Below are 16,363 nucleotides of genomic sequence, written 5' to 3' on the forward strand. Positions count from 1 at the left end.
CGGATTTTTGAATAATTACATCCCTATTTTATGGGCGGACATTATTGTCATGCCCTTTCTGTGTTAAAGTACCGACAAAAATAACCACCATAGGATCAACAATATGGGCTGTTGTGATGCGCCGGGCTTAATGCCGATTGAAGATGCGCTGCATTCCATGCTTTCTCGTATTACCCCAGTGAATCAAACACAGCAACTTCCGCTTGCTGAAGCTCTGGGGTTTGTCTTAGCCGAAGATATTCTCTCTCCGATTCCTGTGCCTCCTTTTGATAACTCAGCAATGGATGGCTATGCCGTCAGACGCGCTGATATCGTCCATAATCAACCCTTGCCCGTAGCAGGAAAATCGTTTGCAGGTCAACCATTTACTGGAGAGTGGCCACCACTGACCTGTATTCGGATTATGACTGGCGCACAAATTCCAATCGGTTGCGATGCGGTGATCATGCAAGAGCAAGCGCAAGTCACCGAGCACGGTATTCAATTTTCTGTGAACCATGTTCAACCCAATGCCAACATTCGTCCGATGGGCGATGATATCGGACACAATGATCTGGTCTTGCGCAAAGGTGCACGCTTAACCGTTCGTGATATCCCAATGATCGCGACTTTGGGTATCAGTCATGTGAACGTATTACGTAAACCTAAAGTCGCCTTTTTCTCTACCGGAGATGAACTAAAACCACTCGGTGAGACGCTCTCTGAAGGACAGATTTACGATAGCAATCGCTATGGTATTAAACCGTTGATTGAAAATTTTGGCTGCGAGGCTATCGATCTGGGGATCATCCCTGATTGCCCAGCGACATTAAAAGCAACCTTTAATCAAGCGCAACAGCTTGCGGATGTCGTCGTCACGTCTGGTGGAGTTAGTGTCGGCGAGGCTGATTACACCAAAGATATCCTTGCCGAACTTGGCGAAATCGGTTTTTGGAAGCTCGCGATAAAACCAGGTAAACCTTTTGCTTTTGGTCGATTAGAAAACGCTTGGTTTTGTGGTTTACCGGGCAACCCGGTTTCGGCGATGCTGACTTTGTATGTTCTGGTACAGCCTATGCTGGCCAAACTGGCCGGACACAGCGAATGGCAAGCGCCTCAGTCTATTCCTGCACGAACCAAAAGTCCCTTCAAAAAATCGCCAGGCCGCACCGACTATCAGCGTGGCATTTATCACCTTGAAAATGGACAGTTTGTCGTAGAGAGCACCGGCAATCAAAGTTCTGGCGCTTTTCGTTCAATGAGCCTTGCTAATTGTTTTGTGGTATTAGAGCAGGATCGTGGGCGAGTAGAGGCTGGTGAGATCGTGAATATTCAGTTGTTTAATGCCTGTTTATCTTAAGGAACACTATGGATATTTTATCTGACCAAGAGATGCTGCGTTATAACCGGCAAATCATCCTTAACCAGTTTGATTTTGAAGGGCAAGAGGCGCTTAAACAAAGCTCTGTATTAATTTTAGGTGCAGGAGGCTTGGGCTGTGCCTCCAGTCAATATCTGGCTACGGCAGGTGTCGGTACGATAACCTTGATCGATGATGACTGCGTCGAACTATCGAATTTACAGCGCCAAGTGTTACATAGTGATGCCGATGTCGGTCGTAAAAAGGTCGACTCTGCAGCAGAATCATTGCGCCAACTCAATCCCTATCTAATCGTCAATACGGTGGATCAACGTTTGGCTGACGAGCCGCTAAAACGCTTAATCGAACAACATACTGTAGTAGTCGATGCTTCGGATAATGTCGAGGCGCGTAATCAATTGAATCGACTCTGCTTTGCAACGAAAACGCCGTTAATATCTGGCGCGGCGATTCGTATGGAAGGCCAAGTCTGTGTATTTCGATACCAGCATCCTGATGAACCTTGCTACCAATGCTTAAGTGCTCTTTTTGGCCACCACGTACTCACTTGCGTTGAAGCGGGAGTAATGGCACCTGTCGTCGGTATTATTGGCGCAGTCCAAGCCATGGAAGCGATAAAAATCATCGCCGATTATGGACACACCAAACTGGGTAAGCTTTTAATCTTGGATGCCTTATCAATGACCTGGCGTGAGATGACTTTACCTAAACAGGCCAGTTGCCCAATTTGCCACACCTGAAGGATAACGACGTGAAAAACGCGGTATTGTTATTTAGCCGCATGCTCACTACTCCCCCTTATTATAAGGAATAAGCCGCATGTCCCCACTGATTACTCCAACTTGGCTCTATGAACATTTAAGCTTACCTCAGTTAGTCATTTTGGATTGCAGCATTGAATTTCAGATTCCGAGCGAAGGTGAAAAAGATTGGCAAAACAAAATCCCCGGCTCACGTCGATTTGATTACGACCATGAATTTTGTGATATTGATAGTGCTTTGCCACACATGATGCCTGCCCAAACGCGTTTTAATCATCTCGCGCAACAATTGGGCATCAACCAAGATTCAGTGATTGTCGTCTACGATAATAGTGGGACGTTTGCTTCTCCCCGCGCTTGGTGGATGTTCCATGCTTTCGGTCATCAGCAAGTCTATATTCTCAATGGTGGATTACCAGCATGGAAAAAGGCAGGCTATCCTTTGACTCAAGCGTACTTAACGACCGTAGAGAACGGTGATTTTACTGGTGAACTTGAGCCGCGTTACTTTGTTGATGCTAACTACGTATTGAGCAAACTCAACGATCCGGCCAGCCTTACCATCGATGCACGCTCAGCAGAGCGTTTTCTAGCTCTGATTTCTGAACCTCGCCCAGGCATACGAAGTGGTCATATCCCGCATTCATGCAATCTGCCCTTTACTCACTTGATGAATGGTGGCGAGCTAAAACCAATCGACGAATTAACCCCTATTCTCGCCGATAGTCTATCGGCTGCTGATGAGTATCTGTTTAGCTGCGGATCTGGCGTGACGGCGTGTATTGTTCTTCTCGCCGCTTATCTTTGTGGTTATCAAAACCTCGCCATTTACGACGGTTCATGGACAGAGTGGGGACAACGTAATGAGCTACCTATCGAGCCATCCTGATCGCGTCATTATCATTGACGGATGGTACTGCGTTAATCATCTACTGCACGTTGCGCATCTGCTCATCGAGGTTTAATACTGTCAGAGCATTACTGACACTCGTGGCAATAACATCTATCGCTCCAGTGCGTAATGCTCCCAGCAACGCCAGCGGCTTGCTATTTTCAGCCGCAATAGCGATCACTTCAGAGATGGGTCGAAACTCTTCAATCCCTAATCCAATCACTCGATCACTCATCACGGTATTGGCGATTTGCCCATGAATATTAAAGAAATCGTAACCAGCAAAATCGCCAACCACACCTTGCTGTAAACGAGACTGAACGACTTCATCGGGGGTAAACCAACCGAGATCAACCATATAACTGTTTTCACTCATATCGCCAATCCCTACTAAGGCAATATCGGCTTTACGAGCTAAATCTAAGGTTTGCTTAACCGTCGCATTTTGCATAAAAGCCAATTTTTGCGCGCGATTTTCCGCATAAGCCGGAGCGTATAGCGTTTCAGACGTACCACCGTATTTTTTCGCCATTTGGCGACAAATATGATCGGCATTAAACATCCCCCCACGAGGATGAATACCACCAATACTGCATACAAACTTACAATCTCGTGGCGTAATGACGCCGATATGATGGGCAACTGCCGAGACATTTCGTCCTTGTCCGATAGTCACGACCATGCCATTTTTTAACGTGCCGGATAGATAATTTGAAACTAAGCCCGCAACTTGTTGCCTTTGTTGTTCTTCATTCGGTTGATCCAAGGCGACTAGGGCACGTTTTATACCAAAACGTTCAATCAACCGCAGCTCAATTTTCGCGCTAAAAACAGGGTGGTATTTAACGGTGATTTCGACAATACCTTCATCACGCGCCTGCTTGAGCATACGTCCAACTTTCGCTCGTGAGATAGCAAATTTTTTAGATATCTCTTCTTGGGTCGCTCCATCTTGATAATAAGCGACAGAAACTTCCGTTAGTAAATCGGTACTTTCAACAGATATATCTTGATGCAAAGTCGTCATGATGATCTCTTTATTCTGCCAACCCATTGAAGTTGAGAGCCGCAGCGAATAGGTGGATGACAAAAAACATGTGCACGCTGACAATTAACGCTTCAAACAGTAAGGATCGGGCGCGCAAAAAAACGAATATTGAGCATATGCTCATCGTGCTAGGATAAGTGAAGTCCGCCTCCATTTGCAACATTTGTTCATGACAATGACATTTTCTCAGCGTAACAGGTTTCTCTCAATCAACCCTTGTCGTAACTAGCTTCGATTAGGCAAACGTTTCTTTTTCTACCTGCGAAATAAATAACATAAAATTGTTGATTCACATCACCATAAGCCACTAACTATGATTGACTTTCTAAGTGGATAAGATAAAGATGGTCACATCATTTACTCAACGAACGAGCAAATGTTCATAACATAAGTTCGGTCGCTGATCATAATTGCGTTAGCTTTTCTGCCATACATTGGCTTGGCCAAAAGAAATAGGATGAACGATATGAGCAACAAATTAGAGCAACTTCGTAAACTGACTACTGTGGTTGCGGATACTGGTGAAATCGATGCCATTAAAAAATACCAACCTGAAGACGCTACCACCAACCCTTCGCTGATCCTAAAAGCTGCCCAAATCGCAGAATACGCGCCACTGATTGATGCTGCTATCGAATACGCAAAATCGCAAAGTTCAGACAAAGCACAACAAATTCAAGATACCTGCGATATGTTAGCGGTAAATATTGGTAAAGAGATCCTGAAAACTATCCCAGGACGCATCTCAACTGAAGTCGATGCTCGTCTCTCTTACGACACCGAAGGCAGTGTCGCCAAAGCTCGCCAACTGATCAAAATGTATAACGATGCTGGGATCAAAAATGATCGCATCCTAATTAAACTGGCTTCAACGTGGGAAGGTATCCGCGCGGCGGAGATTCTTGAGAAAGAAGGCATCAACTGTAACCTAACCCTATTGTTCTCTTTCGCACAAGCTCGTGCTTGTGCTGAAGCTGGTGTATTCCTCATCTCACCATTTGTTGGCCGTATCATGGACTGGTACAAAGCAAAAGAAGGTCGTGATTTTGCACCGCAAGAAGATCCAGGCGTAGTCTCAGTATCCACAATCTACAACTATTACAAAGAGCACGGCTACAACACAGTAGTGATGGGCGCAAGCTTCCGTAATATCGGTGAAATTTTAGAGCTCGCTGGTTGTGACCGTTTAACGATTGCTCCATCACTACTGGCTGAGCTTGAAGCAGCAGAAGGTGAAGTGGTTGCAAAATTAGTCGATTCAAAAGGCAGCAAAGCTCGCCCAGCACCAATGACTCACGCTGAATTCCTATGGGAACATAATCAAGATCCAATGGCAGTTGAAAAACTGGCTGAAGGTATCCGTAACTTCGCCGTTGACCAAGGTAAACTGGAAGTCATGATTGCAGCAAAACTGTAATTCGCTCAAGAATTAAAATTTGGGGAACGATTGACGTTCCCCTTTCCTTTCTAAATCTATTATTTGTCGGTAATTATTATGGAACGTAAACAACTCGCTAACGCAATTCGTGCATTGAGCATGGATGGTGTACAACAAGCCAATTCTGGTCACCCAGGTGCACCAATGGGTATGGCGGATATCGCTGAAGTACTTTGGCGTTCACACCTCAATCACAACCCACAAAACCCACAATGGGCTGACCGTGACCGCTTTGTGCTGTCGAACGGCCATGGTTCAATGCTGATTTACTCACTGTTGCATCTAACTGGTTATGAGCTGTCGATTGACGATTTGAAAAACTTCCGTCAATTGCATTCTAAAACTCCAGGCCATCCAGAATACGGTTACGCGCCAGGTATTGAAACCACCACTGGTCCGCTAGGCCAAGGTATCACCAATGCAGTGGGCATGGCGATGGCTGAAAAAGCGCTCGCGGCTCAGTTTAACAAGCCAGGGCATGACATCGTTGACCACTTTACTTACGTATTTATGGGCGACGGCTGTTTGATGGAAGGTATCTCCCATGAAGCCTGTTCATTAGCTGGTACACTTGGCCTTGGCAAACTGATTGCGTTTTGGGATGACAACGGCATCTCGATTGACGGTCATGTTGAAGGTTGGTTCTCCGATGACACGCCAAAACGTTTTGAAGCTTACGGCTGGCATGTGATCCCAGCGGTTGACGGCCATGATGCACAAGCGATCAACGCAGCGATTGAAGCCGCCAAAGCCGATCCGCGTCCAACACTCATCTGTACTAAAACCATCATCGGTTTTGGTTCACCAAACAAATCTGGCTCTCATGATTGCCATGGTGCGCCACTAGGCCATGATGAAATCAAAGCGACGCGTGAATTCCTTGGTTGGCAACACGCTCCATTTGAAATCCCTGCTGATATTTACGCTGAGTGGGATGCTAAAGATGCAGGCCAAGCCAAAGAAGCAGCTTGGGATGAGAAGTTTGCGGCTTACGCTGCTGAGTACCCAGCAGAAGCGGCTGAGTTTAAACGCCGCGTTAATGGCGACCTTCCAGCGCAGTGGGAAGAGCAAGCCAATGCTATCATTGCTGAGTTACAAGCTAACCCTGCCAACATTGCGTCACGTAAAGCATCGCAAAATGCCCTTGAAGCGTTCGGTAAATTATTACCAGAATTTATGGGCGGCTCTGCAGACTTAGCGCCATCAAACCTGACCATGTGGTCTGGCTCAAAATCGCTCACCGCTGAAGATTTCTCTGGCAACTACATTCATTACGGTGTGCGTGAATTTGGTATGACAGCGATCATGAACGGTATCGCATTGCACGGTGGCTTTGTCCCTTACGGCGCGACCTTCTTAATGTTTATGGAATACGCCCGTAACGCACTGCGTATGGCGGCGCTGATGAAGATCCAGAACATTCAGGTTTATACTCATGATTCGATTGGTCTCGGTGAAGATGGTCCGACTCACCAACCGGTTGAGCAAGTTGCTTCTCTACGCTTAACACCAAACATGAGCACATGGCGTCCCTGTGACCAAGTGGAATCTGCAGTCGCATGGAAACTGGCCATTGAACGTAAAGATGCTCCATCAGCACTGATCTTCTCACGTCAAAACCTCGCTCAGCAGCCTCGTACGGCAGCGCAAGTGACTGATATTGCTAAAGGTGGTTATATCCTGAAAGATTGCGCTGGCAAACCAGAGCTTATCTTGATTGCAACCGGTTCTGAAGTGGAGCTCGCGGTGAATGCGGCGGCTGAACTTGAAGCGCAAGGTAAGCACGTTCGCGTGGTTTCAATGCCATCGACCGATGCCTTTGATAAGCAAGATGCCGCTTACCGTGAAGCAGTATTACCTGCAGACGTGACCAAGCGTATCGCGATTGAAGCAGGCATTGCTGATTTCTGGTACAAGTACGTTGGTTTTGGTGGCAAGATCATCGGTATGACGACCTTTGGTGAATCGGCACCAGCGGATCAGTTATTCAAGATGTTTGGCTTTACAACTGAAAATGTGGTGAAAACGGCTAACGAACTATTGGCTTAATCGTTAACCGAACTGACTTTATAAAAAATCCCGCCTTGGCGGGATTTTTATTTCAAACTGTGTGGTTAGACTCAACCGAGGATTATAAACAACCGTTTTTATTCCAACGACATACCGGAGGCTCCGCATTGGCTAAACAATCATTACTGCGACAGATCGCCGCTCCGAGTGGCCAATCGGCGTCTTTTTTTACTGGTGCATCATTGGGTACGCCTAATGCTTGCAGGTATTTGGGTAGATAAGCGACACGAAAACACGAGGTTTCCGGTTTATGGCAAGCACCGCTATTGATACAACACTGCTGCTCATCATTCGTTTGACGATGCTTAAACGCTCCCGTCAAATACCACTCAACTTGCCTACCTTGTTCGGTGGGGATTTTTCGATACTGGGCTTGTTGCTGATACTGATAGTTATAAGGATCTAAAATACCGCCTGACTGAGTCAATTTCAGCGTCTCTTGACACGCTGATAACTGCCAATTTTTTTGACGACTGCCTATACCATGTTGGCAACTTTCAGCAACGCCCAATACTTTCGCCGCCTCATCTTGCCCCAAGCCTAAAAATGAGTAGCTGTACATGGGTAACTCTTGATTCCCTACTTTGACACGACGTAATGCATCATTAGGTTCGCAATCGGGGCATGGGAAAGTAATCTGGCTGGAAGCTCCGCCCATTTCTACAATACCAAATTGCGTATTTTGCACTTCATCGTGTACCGCTAACCAAGCGTATAATCCCTCTTCATAGCCGGAAAGGGTTTTCGTCACCACGTCAACCGAATCAGGCAATTGCTGGCGTAAAGCTTGATTCAGCGCTTGCCACATTTGTTGACTTTGTTGTGGATTATTTTGCTCAGCAATACGCATGCCTGCCGTGGCATACACCATCACCGACTGCAGTTCACAGGCCGTTTGCCAGTTAAAGACTCGCCATGCTGGCTTGCCCTTATTATTGCGCGGCCCCTCTGTCTTTATCTGTTGTAATGTATCAGCCAACTGAGTGACCACTAGTGGAATATCCTGCGCGGTTTTCCCTCTATTCTGGCGAATAGGATCGGCTAAAGCCTCTATCTTAGGACCTTTATGAACTTTCCATTGGTCTGAACGCTGCTCATAGACATACATTCGCGTACCGCTACTGCCCGCATCATAAATAATATGACATGGGTTCTTGTCACTGGCGAAGGCACTCGTTGCTGACAACAACGAAATAAGTAAACTGCTGCCGACTATCATGCGCTTAGACAGTAACGTCATACCTTGTTTTCTACTTTGATACATCGTTTATTTCTCTTCAAACCTTTTCGCAAGTTGATGAAAATCATCAACTTTATGATTCATTTCAATGCTATATTCTTCAACTTTATGGGTTGCAACAAGATTTTGAGTGGCGGCAGAGGCAATCGAGTGAATATGTTGATTGACTTGATGAGTGATATCACGTTGCGACTGCGCCGCTTTCGCCATATCCGCCACCGTATCGTGCATTTCTAGTAATAAACTTTCAACTTGTTGTAAACGAGAAGCACTTTGCTCAGCAACCTCGCCACAAGCTTGGGTTTGCTGCTGACTTTGATGAATTTCTTTTTGCCATCCATCAATCGCTTGCAACATCGCATTGATACTCGCTTGGATCTGCTCGGTGGCTTTTTGCGTACGTCCCGATAATGCACGGACTTCATCAGCAACCACAGCAAAACCACGTCCTTGCTCACCGGCTCGCGCCGCTTCAATCGCCGCATTCAACGCTAACAGATTGGTTTGATCAGCAATTCCGCCGATTTCTCCCATCAATTGACTCACTCGCTGAGCTTGATCGCTCAAAGCATAAGTGGTTTGAGTCGCTCTTTCTGCTTGCTCGTTGAGCTGTAATAAATTTTTCTGAGTCAGATCAATGCTCTGTCTGCTTTGAGTACACTCCACACGAGCCTGATCAATTAACGCATAGGAGACTTGGGTATTGTCAGATACAGCATTGGCAGCGGCTTCGACCTCATCGGTAGCTTGCATTACCCGACGAATATCTTTTTCTTGCTGGGTTAAGGCTTGTGCTACTTCCGTACTGGTTTTATGTAAGGTATTGGCCATAACTTGTAATGGTTTCGCCGAATCCATCATCCGGCCTAATACCGTTCGAATCCGTGCAGACGCCATTTTTAAATGATAATCAGCAATTGAAAACTGACTATTACCTGAGTAAATCAATCGACTAACGCTGTCGTATTGTTGGCGTAGTTGAGCGAGCTGACGCGGCGTATCAATCAGTTCTTGACGAAAAAACAAGCCCAGTGAAAGAGCAGGGAAAATACTTGCCAAAAGCTGAGTGCTCTGATCACCCCACAAATAAGCTGCAATCGGAGCACTCAATGAACCAAGTAATATCGCATAACGAACGGAATCCGCGATTGTCAGTGAAAATTTACGACCAGAGCGTTCAGCTTGACGCAGCCCTTGGTAGGCTTTGTTAGCAATATCAACCCAACGGCGTTCAGGCTTGACTCGTACTGATTGATAACCAGCTATTTTTCCGTTTTCATAAATAGGCGTCACATAGGCATCCACCCAGTAATAGCCATTATCTTTGGTTTTATTTTTGACGATTCCACGCCAAGCATGGCCTTGTTTGAGGCGCTTCCACATATCAGCAAACGCCGCTTTAGGCATATCATCATGGCGTACAATGTTATGATTTTGTCCTAATAGCTCTTGTTCGGTAAATCCGGCAATACGACAAAAGGTTTCATTACAATAGGTGATCACACCTTTTAAATCGGTGGTTGAAACCAGTTGATCGTGTTGGCTAACGGGAACTTCTTTTGTTGAGGAAAACTGACGGCCTGACATAATTTCGTAACCTATGATTGGTTTTGTGGCGACTGTATACACAAAATAGAGAAATGTTTCAAAGTATTGTCTCATTTTAGTTGCACAAGCGTGAAAACTATCAATCTACGCTTAAATGAACCGTAAAAACTATTCAGTCAGTCACATTTAACCGTATTCATCATCACTTACTGACTATCCATAATCATCAGCAATTCAACACGACGATTACAAGCTCGGCCTTGAGGCGTTTGATTGGTACAAGCAGGAGTATGCTCGCCATAACCACGGGTATAAATGGCGGCTAGTGATACTTGTTGTTCAAGTAAAATATTTTTCACCATATCCGCTCGGCGCATTGAAAGACCGTCGTTAAATCGCTCGGTGCCGGTATTATCGGTGTGCCCTTCAATCACAATATCAATCTGTGGCGTATTCGCTAAATAGCGTCCGAGTTGGGCGAGCCATTGTACTGATGCACTTGGCACCACCGCCGATCCAGTTTGAAACTGCACTGCACGTTTGAGTTTGACCATCGTATGATCGCCAGGGATAAGTTCATAATCTAAGCCATTGGCGGACAGGAAGCTTTCTAAACTACTATCGGAGAGGGTTTTCATCGGTTGATGCGTAGCAGGCATAGACTCGGGTTTTGCGACCATAAGTGAAGCAGGAGCCAAACGCCAGTCAGGATAACGAACCTCGGCATCATTTTTCGGTGCGGTGTCTAATAAATTGCTTTTGAACATTTTATCAGTCGCCAGAGAGCCACACCCCGATAAAAACAGTAGCAGTGATAGTATGAAGACTTTCATCCGTTGGGTTCCCATTTTTTAGTATCACCTTGGTTATCGGCCGCCAGCGCAAAACTTTATGATGTATTGCTAACAATTTGCTCTTCTGCTGTTTGCCTCACAAACAGAACTGGTTAGACTGAGCCCTCTTTATGATTTTAATTTGGTTGATTATGAAAAAAAATTTTATTCGCTTTTGTGGGCTTATCATTAGCGTAGTGTTGATTCTTGGTTGTAGTGAGCCAACAGGCCCTAAGCAAGGTGTTCATTACCAGAAATTATCTAACCCTCTGAGCTCCCCTTCTCTTGCGCCGATCACCGAAGTGTTTGCACTCACTTGTACTCACTGCCGAACCATGGAAACATTTTTGCCTGAACTCGAACAGCTCACTGGGCAACGTTTCGGCAAACTGCATGTTACTTTTAATCAAGGCGCTCAACTGGGCGCAATGATTTATTACAGTGCAGTGATGCAGTTGGATGACATCCCTGATCACGATATGATGGATGACCTATTTGCTGCCGTACAAATGCCTGAAGGCACCACGCCAGCAGAGCGTAAAGCCGCCATTGATCATGCCTTTCATAGCCGACATATCATTAGTCCCTATGATTTTAATGAGATGCAGCAACAACAGCTAATGACAATGCTCGCTTCTGCAGAGCAAATGTCGACACAATCGCAAATTAATGCGGTCCCCACTTTTATTGTTAACGGTAAATACCTGCTGTTAACTAGCGGTCATAGTGACCTAGCCAATATGGCAGAAACGCTGACTTATTTACTTAAACAACCTTAATAAAGTATCTGTATTATGAATAAAATATTGATTGTTCTCGTTCTCTTATTAGCCGTGTTTTTTATCTATCGAAGCTGGAATAACAGTAAGATAGCGGAACAAAATCATGCGGTAGGAGAACGCTTTTTACAAGAAAACCGCCAACAAAATGACGTCATTGAAACTGAAAGTGGCTTACAGTACCAACTCTTACAAGCGGGTACTGGCGAAACTCATCCTAGCCCAACGAGTCGGGTAAAAGTGCATTATGAAGGTCGTTTTCTTGATGGCAGCGTCTTTGATAGCTCCATTAAACGTAATGAGCCCATTGTGTTTGGCTTAAATCAAGTCATTAAAGGTTGGCAAGAGGGTGTGCAATTGATGGTGGAAGGACAAAAAATGCGCTTTTTTATTCCTAGCCATTTAGCTTATGGAAAAAATGGGGCGGGTCCCATTCCTCCTGCAGCAACGTTGATTTTTGATGTTGAACTGATTGAAATCCAATAACTCAGCTTAGCCTTGGTATAACCGTCGACAAGAGTCATTGTGAATAAAACTCATCATAATGACTCTTATCTGACCGTATCTAACCGACTGATTACCCCTTTCCCATCTTAAGCGGTTACCGTTAACACTCGATTCACTGGATAAAAAACTAACCCCGCAGCGGTCACTAATACACAATCCATTCCGCCTGCATGCGCCGCTTGCATACCAAGTTCAGTATCTTCAAATACCACGCACTGTTTAGGTGTTAACTCAAGCAGCTGGCAAGCACGTAAAAATGTTTCAGGATGAGGTTTATGATGTTCCACATCCGTTGCCGTGACTAAAGCATCAAGTTTATCAAGTACCTCAACCTGAGCTAATAAGTTTTCCGCTGATCCTCTCTGACTGCCTGTGCCTATCGCGATTTTCTTTTTACCTAGCTGAGCACAAAAAATGTCATACGTCGCAGAAATCAAACCTCCCTTATCGGCCAATTGTGCAAAGGTATGCATTTTATGGTCAGCGACCTGCTGAGCATTCAGATCCAAGTCGAATCGTCGATTGATCTCACTGACAATCTTAAAACTCGGCATGCCTCCCATGCTATGTAGCCATTTTCCATCAAAGGGAAAATTAAAATGATCTGCGGTCGCTTGCCACGCTTGAAGATGCGCTGGCATCGTATCGATCAAAGTACCATCCATATCAAAAATCAGCCCATCATATTGGCTTAAGTTAAGTGTCATCTATACCTCCAAAGGATCAAGCCGTCACTGTTTACGCTACTTGATATAACCGAAGACAGCAAGTGAATGGTTAATCATCGATTGAGTCCGTCGGTGATGTTCGGATCACACTTTGTAGCAAAACCTTTTTGACTTACAACTGTACGCTGATATTCTGGTGCACAGTTGTAAGCTAAAGGGCACTTTTATATGGTTAATAAACCACCATTGATCTGGCTTAATGTCATGATTTTTTCACTCAGCTTTGGTCTGGCGGCATTCGTTGCCCCTTGGTATGGCTGGCAATTTGGCTATAGCTGGGAACATCTTTTCTGGCTAGTGGTTTGCTTTTCATTTTGTAATTTATCCATTACCGTCGGCTACCATCGTCTATGGTCACATAAAGCTTTCGAAGCCCATTGGTTAGTGCGCTTACTGTGTGCGTTAGGCGGTGCATTTGCTCTACAAAATAGTGCTCTACACTGGGCATCAGATCACCGAGTCCACCACAAGTTTGTCGACCAAAATGATAAAGATCCCTATTCCGCCAAGCGTGGATTTTGGTATTCACACATCGGCTGGATGCTTCGCCACTATAATCAAGCCACTTACGCTGATTACACGAATTGTCGTGATCTACAAAAAGATAAAATTGTCATGTGGCAACATAAATATTATGTTCCACTGGCAGTTGTCATGAATATAGGCGTGCCTTTACTGCTCGGTTGGTGGTATCAAGATATCATCGGTATGTTACTGATTATTGGCGCGGTCAGATTAGTCCTTAACCATCACACGACCTTTTTTATCAATTCACTGGCCCACATTTGGGGTAAGCAGCCCTATACCGATAAAAATACCGCACGTGATAACGGAATTTTGGCTTTCTTTACCTTTGGTGAGGGCTACCATAATTATCACCATATTTTTGAAAACGATTACCGTAATGGAATTCAGTGGTGGCACTATGACCCAACCAAATGGGTAATCAAAATATGTTCCTGGTTGGGATTAGCCAAAAAATTACGCGTCGCGCCGGCACTGAAAATTGAAACTGCACGGGCAGAAATGCGTTTAAAGTATGCGAAAAAAATCCTCAGTCAACAGTTGCAACATCAGAGGATCTTTACTCATATTCAACAAGAATTTGATGGCTTTGTTGAAACACTTCACGATTATTACGATCTGAAAAAACAGGTGTTAGAAAGCAAAGCCAATTCAGCGATACAGAGTTATGAACGCTCGATCCTCACAACACGCTATCGACAAGTAAAGATGCGTCTACAAGAGAAAAAGCAACGTTGGCAGCTATTAACCAAGCCGTATGCTTATTAAGCTATACCCAAACGACTTGGCGTTGCAGGTAGGCGGCAAGTGAGTGAATCCCCATGAGCATAGGCAAACGATGTGATTGGGGTGAACGAACGTAGCCAACACCGCTGCAGATTCAAGTAGGAAGGGTATATTCATGACCTCTTCAAACGGGTGATACTAACTGCCGAATGAACATAATGATTGAATGTTCATTCGGCGAAAACTCCCCGCATGGTCATATCACTCACCACCAAAATACGCATCAGAACAATCAGCAAACATTATTAATTTAACACGCCAATAACCAATAAAAATCAATACAATAACGTATTTATACGGATTTTTATTCTGCCAATATTTTCATTTGTTTTAGATCATACTAGTAGCAAGTTAAGCTCGTGCTATTGCCAAGTTTTCAGTAAATTCTCCAGTTACAAAAAGCCATAATTTGTTACATGGGTGAAGCCCATTTTACTGGAGAAGACTATGCTTGAACTGCTGATTGGCGCAATCGTCACCATTGCGGTCGGTTATTTTATCGTTAAGGGCTATAAACCAGCGGGGGTACTATTAACCGCCGGAATAGCCTTATTATTAATGACTGGGATATTAGGCTACGCGATTTTACCCGCATCAATTACACCAACCGGTAACTTGATTACCGATTCAATGGAATATGTGAAGTTTACCCTACAAAACCGTGGTGGCGGTTTAGGTATGCAAATCATGTTATTGTGCGGTTTTGCCGCTTATATGACCCACATCGGGGCAAATAACGTAGTGGTTAAACAGTTTTCTAAGCCACTTTCTGTTATTCGATCGCCTTATGTCTTACTGGTTGCGGCTTACATTGTCGCTTGCTTAATGTCCCTTGCGGTAAGCTCTGCAACAGGCCTAGGCGTGCTACTGATGGCAACTCTCTTCCCTATGATGACGGCGATGGGTATTTCTCGCCCTGCTGCAGTAGCGGTGTGCGCTTCTCCAGCCGCCATTATTTTATCCCCTACTTCTGGCGATGTGGTGATCGCGGCAGAAAAGTCTGGGCTAGCTTTGCATGTCTTTGCGGTAGAAACCGTTCTTCCTGTTTCCATTTGTGCGATCATCGTGATGGCAATCGCTACCTTCTTCTGGAATAAATACCTTGATAAGCGCGATAACACCCCAATGGAACGCGTAGACGTTTCTGCGATTGAAGTGAAAGCGCCAGCCTATTACGCGATTCTGCCTTTCTTACCAATTATTGGCGTTTTCCTATTTAATGGAGAAACCATCCCCGGCTTATCGTTGGATATTTACACCATTGTTGTCGTATCGATTTTTGCTGGTGCGGTGATTGATTTCATCACTAAACGCTTTGATGGTAAGAAAACACTCGAAGATCTGGAATCTTGCTATGAAGGTATGGCAGAGGCATTTAAAGGCGTGGTGATGCTGTTGGTTGCGGCAGGGGTTTTTGCTCAAGGACTGATGTCGATTGGTGCGATTGATAACCTACTTGGATTAGCCGAAACCGCTGGCGCTGGTGGTTTAGCATTGATGCTAATTTTAACCATTTTAACCATGGCTGCGGCTATCGCCACAGGCTCGGGTAATGCTCCGTTTTATGCATTTGTGGAACTTGCCCCAGCACTAGCCGCGAAAATGGGCGTTAACCCAGCGTTTTTAATTATTCCGATGTTACAAGCTTCAAATCTAGGCCGTACCGTTTCTCCGGTATCAGGGGTCGTAGTTGCCACCGCAGGTATGGCGCATATCAGTCCTTTTGAAGTCGTTAAACGTACTTCTGTTCCTGTTTTGGCAGGTCTTATCACCGTGATTATCGGTACCATGGTATTGGTACCAATGATGGCTTAGCACAGTAGCGGCATTCTGTTTACAGATTTAAAA

General features: G+C 45.0%; 14 protein-coding genes. 9 read left to right on the forward strand and 5 right to left on the reverse strand.

The window, feature by feature from the left end; genetic code table 11:
* Positions 1-103 precede the first annotated feature (103 nt).
* The 3 genes from moeA to FKN88_RS03555 all read left to right on the forward strand — a co-directional run bounded on the left by moeA (position 104) and on the right by FKN88_RS03555 (position 3,010).
* The gene (gene moeA / locus FKN88_RS03545; RefSeq protein ID WP_154171172.1) at positions 104-1,339 is read left to right on the forward strand and encodes a molybdopterin molybdotransferase MoeA; all 1,236 of its coding nucleotides are present in this window, start codon (positions 104-106) and stop codon (positions 1,337-1,339) included.
* Between the two features lie 8 nt (positions 1,340-1,347).
* Positions 1,348-2,100 (forward strand): molybdopterin-synthase adenylyltransferase MoeB, encoded by a 753-nt coding sequence (gene moeB, locus FKN88_RS03550; protein WP_154171173.1) that lies wholly within the window; start codon positions 1,348-1,350, stop codon positions 2,098-2,100.
* A gap of 79 nt (positions 2,101-2,179) precedes the next feature.
* Entirely contained in the window at positions 2,180-3,010 is an 831-nt protein-coding gene (locus FKN88_RS03555; protein ID WP_154171174.1) for a sulfurtransferase, read from the forward strand.
* A 40-nt stretch (positions 3,011-3,050) separates the two neighbouring features.
* Here FKN88_RS03555 and FKN88_RS03560 read toward each other — a convergent pair whose 3' ends face one another.
* The gene (locus FKN88_RS03560) at positions 3,051-4,040 is read right to left on the reverse strand and encodes a sugar-binding transcriptional regulator (protein ID WP_306687234.1); all 990 of its coding nucleotides are present in this window, start codon (positions 4,038-4,040) and stop codon (positions 3,051-3,053) included.
* A 487-nt stretch (positions 4,041-4,527) separates the two neighbouring features.
* Here FKN88_RS03560 and tal point away from each other — a divergent pair, with 487 nt between their 5' ends.
* Positions 4,528-5,478, forward strand: coding sequence for a transaldolase (tal, locus tag FKN88_RS03565; RefSeq protein WP_306687235.1), 951 nt, complete (start codon positions 4,528-4,530; stop codon positions 5,476-5,478).
* A 78-nt stretch (positions 5,479-5,556) separates the two neighbouring features.
* A complete protein-coding gene (gene tkt / locus FKN88_RS03570; protein WP_306687236.1) occupies positions 5,557-7,548 on the forward strand; it encodes a transketolase in 1,992 nt (663 codons plus the stop codon).
* A gap of 82 nt (positions 7,549-7,630) precedes the next feature.
* Here tkt and FKN88_RS03575 read toward each other — a convergent pair whose 3' ends face one another.
* The 3 genes from FKN88_RS03575 to FKN88_RS03585 all read right to left on the reverse strand — a co-directional run bounded on the left by FKN88_RS03575 (position 7,631) and on the right by FKN88_RS03585 (position 11,190).
* Positions 7,631-8,833, reverse strand: coding sequence for a hypothetical protein (locus tag FKN88_RS03575; protein WP_306687237.1), 1,203 nt, complete (start codon positions 8,831-8,833; stop codon positions 7,631-7,633).
* 3 nt (positions 8,834-8,836) lie between these two features.
* Positions 8,837-10,396, reverse strand: coding sequence for a PAS domain-containing methyl-accepting chemotaxis protein (locus FKN88_RS03580; protein ID WP_158145398.1), 1,560 nt, complete (start codon positions 10,394-10,396; stop codon positions 8,837-8,839).
* Positions 10,397-10,563: 167 nt separating this feature from the next.
* On the reverse strand, positions 10,564-11,190 hold the full coding sequence (locus FKN88_RS03585) for an OmpA family protein (RefSeq protein ID WP_306687238.1): 627 nt from the start codon (positions 11,188-11,190) through the stop codon (positions 10,564-10,566).
* Between the two features lie 152 nt (positions 11,191-11,342).
* Between FKN88_RS03585 and FKN88_RS03590 the strand changes: the two genes are divergently transcribed.
* Together FKN88_RS03590 and FKN88_RS03595 are read left to right on the forward strand one after the other, a co-directional pair.
* Positions 11,343-11,969 carry a thiol:disulfide interchange protein DsbA/DsbL gene (locus FKN88_RS03590; protein WP_154171180.1) on the forward strand — a complete coding sequence of 209 codons (627 nt, stop codon included), beginning with the start codon at positions 11,343-11,345 and terminating at the stop codon, positions 11,967-11,969.
* 15 nt (positions 11,970-11,984) lie between these two features.
* The gene (locus FKN88_RS03595) at positions 11,985-12,455 is read left to right on the forward strand and encodes an FKBP-type peptidyl-prolyl cis-trans isomerase (RefSeq protein WP_170904454.1); all 471 of its coding nucleotides are present in this window, start codon (positions 11,985-11,987) and stop codon (positions 12,453-12,455) included.
* Between the two features lie 107 nt (positions 12,456-12,562).
* On the opposite strand, the gene FKN88_RS03600 is transcribed toward FKN88_RS03595, so the two are convergent.
* Positions 12,563-13,183 (reverse strand): beta-phosphoglucomutase family hydrolase, encoded by a 621-nt coding sequence (locus FKN88_RS03600; RefSeq protein WP_158137257.1) that lies wholly within the window; start codon positions 13,181-13,183, stop codon positions 12,563-12,565.
* A 189-nt stretch (positions 13,184-13,372) separates the two neighbouring features.
* Here FKN88_RS03600 and FKN88_RS03605 point away from each other — a divergent pair, with 189 nt between their 5' ends.
* The gene (locus tag FKN88_RS03605; protein WP_306687239.1) at positions 13,373-14,497 is read left to right on the forward strand and encodes a fatty acid desaturase; all 1,125 of its coding nucleotides are present in this window, start codon (positions 13,373-13,375) and stop codon (positions 14,495-14,497) included.
* 465 nt (positions 14,498-14,962) lie between these two features.
* Positions 14,963-16,330 carry an anaerobic C4-dicarboxylate transporter DcuC gene (gene dcuC, locus FKN88_RS03610; RefSeq protein ID WP_154171184.1) on the forward strand — a complete coding sequence of 456 codons (1,368 nt, stop codon included), beginning with the start codon at positions 14,963-14,965 and terminating at the stop codon, positions 16,328-16,330.
* Positions 16,331-16,363: the final 33 nt, after the last annotated feature.

Source organism: Vibrio sp. 2017_1457_13, assembly GCF_030851525.1.
Lineage (GTDB): Bacteria > Pseudomonadota > Gammaproteobacteria > Enterobacterales > Vibrionaceae > Vibrio > Vibrio metschnikovii.

Coding starts and splice junctions, on each gene's coding strand:
- moeA (WP_154171172.1), top strand. CDS start 104: ATGGGCTGTTGTGATGCGCCGGGCTTAATGCCGATTGAAGATGCGCTG.
- moeB (WP_154171173.1), top strand. CDS start 1,348: ATGGATATTTTATCTGACCAAGAGATGCTGCGTTATAACCGGCAAATC.
- FKN88_RS03555 (WP_154171174.1), top strand. CDS start 2,180: ATGTCCCCACTGATTACTCCAACTTGGCTCTATGAACATTTAAGCTTA.
- FKN88_RS03560 (WP_306687234.1), bottom strand. CDS start 4,040: ATGACGACTTTGCATCAAGATATATCTGTTGAAAGTACCGATTTACTA.
- tal (WP_306687235.1), top strand. CDS start 4,528: ATGAGCAACAAATTAGAGCAACTTCGTAAACTGACTACTGTGGTTGCG.
- tkt (WP_306687236.1), top strand. CDS start 5,557: ATGGAACGTAAACAACTCGCTAACGCAATTCGTGCATTGAGCATGGAT.
- FKN88_RS03575 (WP_306687237.1), bottom strand. CDS start 8,833: ATGTATCAAAGTAGAAAACAAGGTATGACGTTACTGTCTAAGCGCATG.
- FKN88_RS03580 (WP_158145398.1), bottom strand. CDS start 10,396: ATGTCAGGCCGTCAGTTTTCCTCAACAAAAGAAGTTCCCGTTAGCCAA.
- FKN88_RS03585 (WP_306687238.1), bottom strand. CDS start 11,190: ATGAAAGTCTTCATACTATCACTGCTACTGTTTTTATCGGGGTGTGGC.
- FKN88_RS03590 (WP_154171180.1), top strand. CDS start 11,343: ATGAAAAAAAATTTTATTCGCTTTTGTGGGCTTATCATTAGCGTAGTG.
- FKN88_RS03595 (WP_170904454.1), top strand. CDS start 11,985: ATGAATAAAATATTGATTGTTCTCGTTCTCTTATTAGCCGTGTTTTTT.
- FKN88_RS03600 (WP_158137257.1), bottom strand. CDS start 13,183: ATGACACTTAACTTAAGCCAATATGATGGGCTGATTTTTGATATGGAT.
- FKN88_RS03605 (WP_306687239.1), top strand. CDS start 13,373: ATGGTTAATAAACCACCATTGATCTGGCTTAATGTCATGATTTTTTCA.
- dcuC (WP_154171184.1), top strand. CDS start 14,963: ATGCTTGAACTGCTGATTGGCGCAATCGTCACCATTGCGGTCGGTTAT.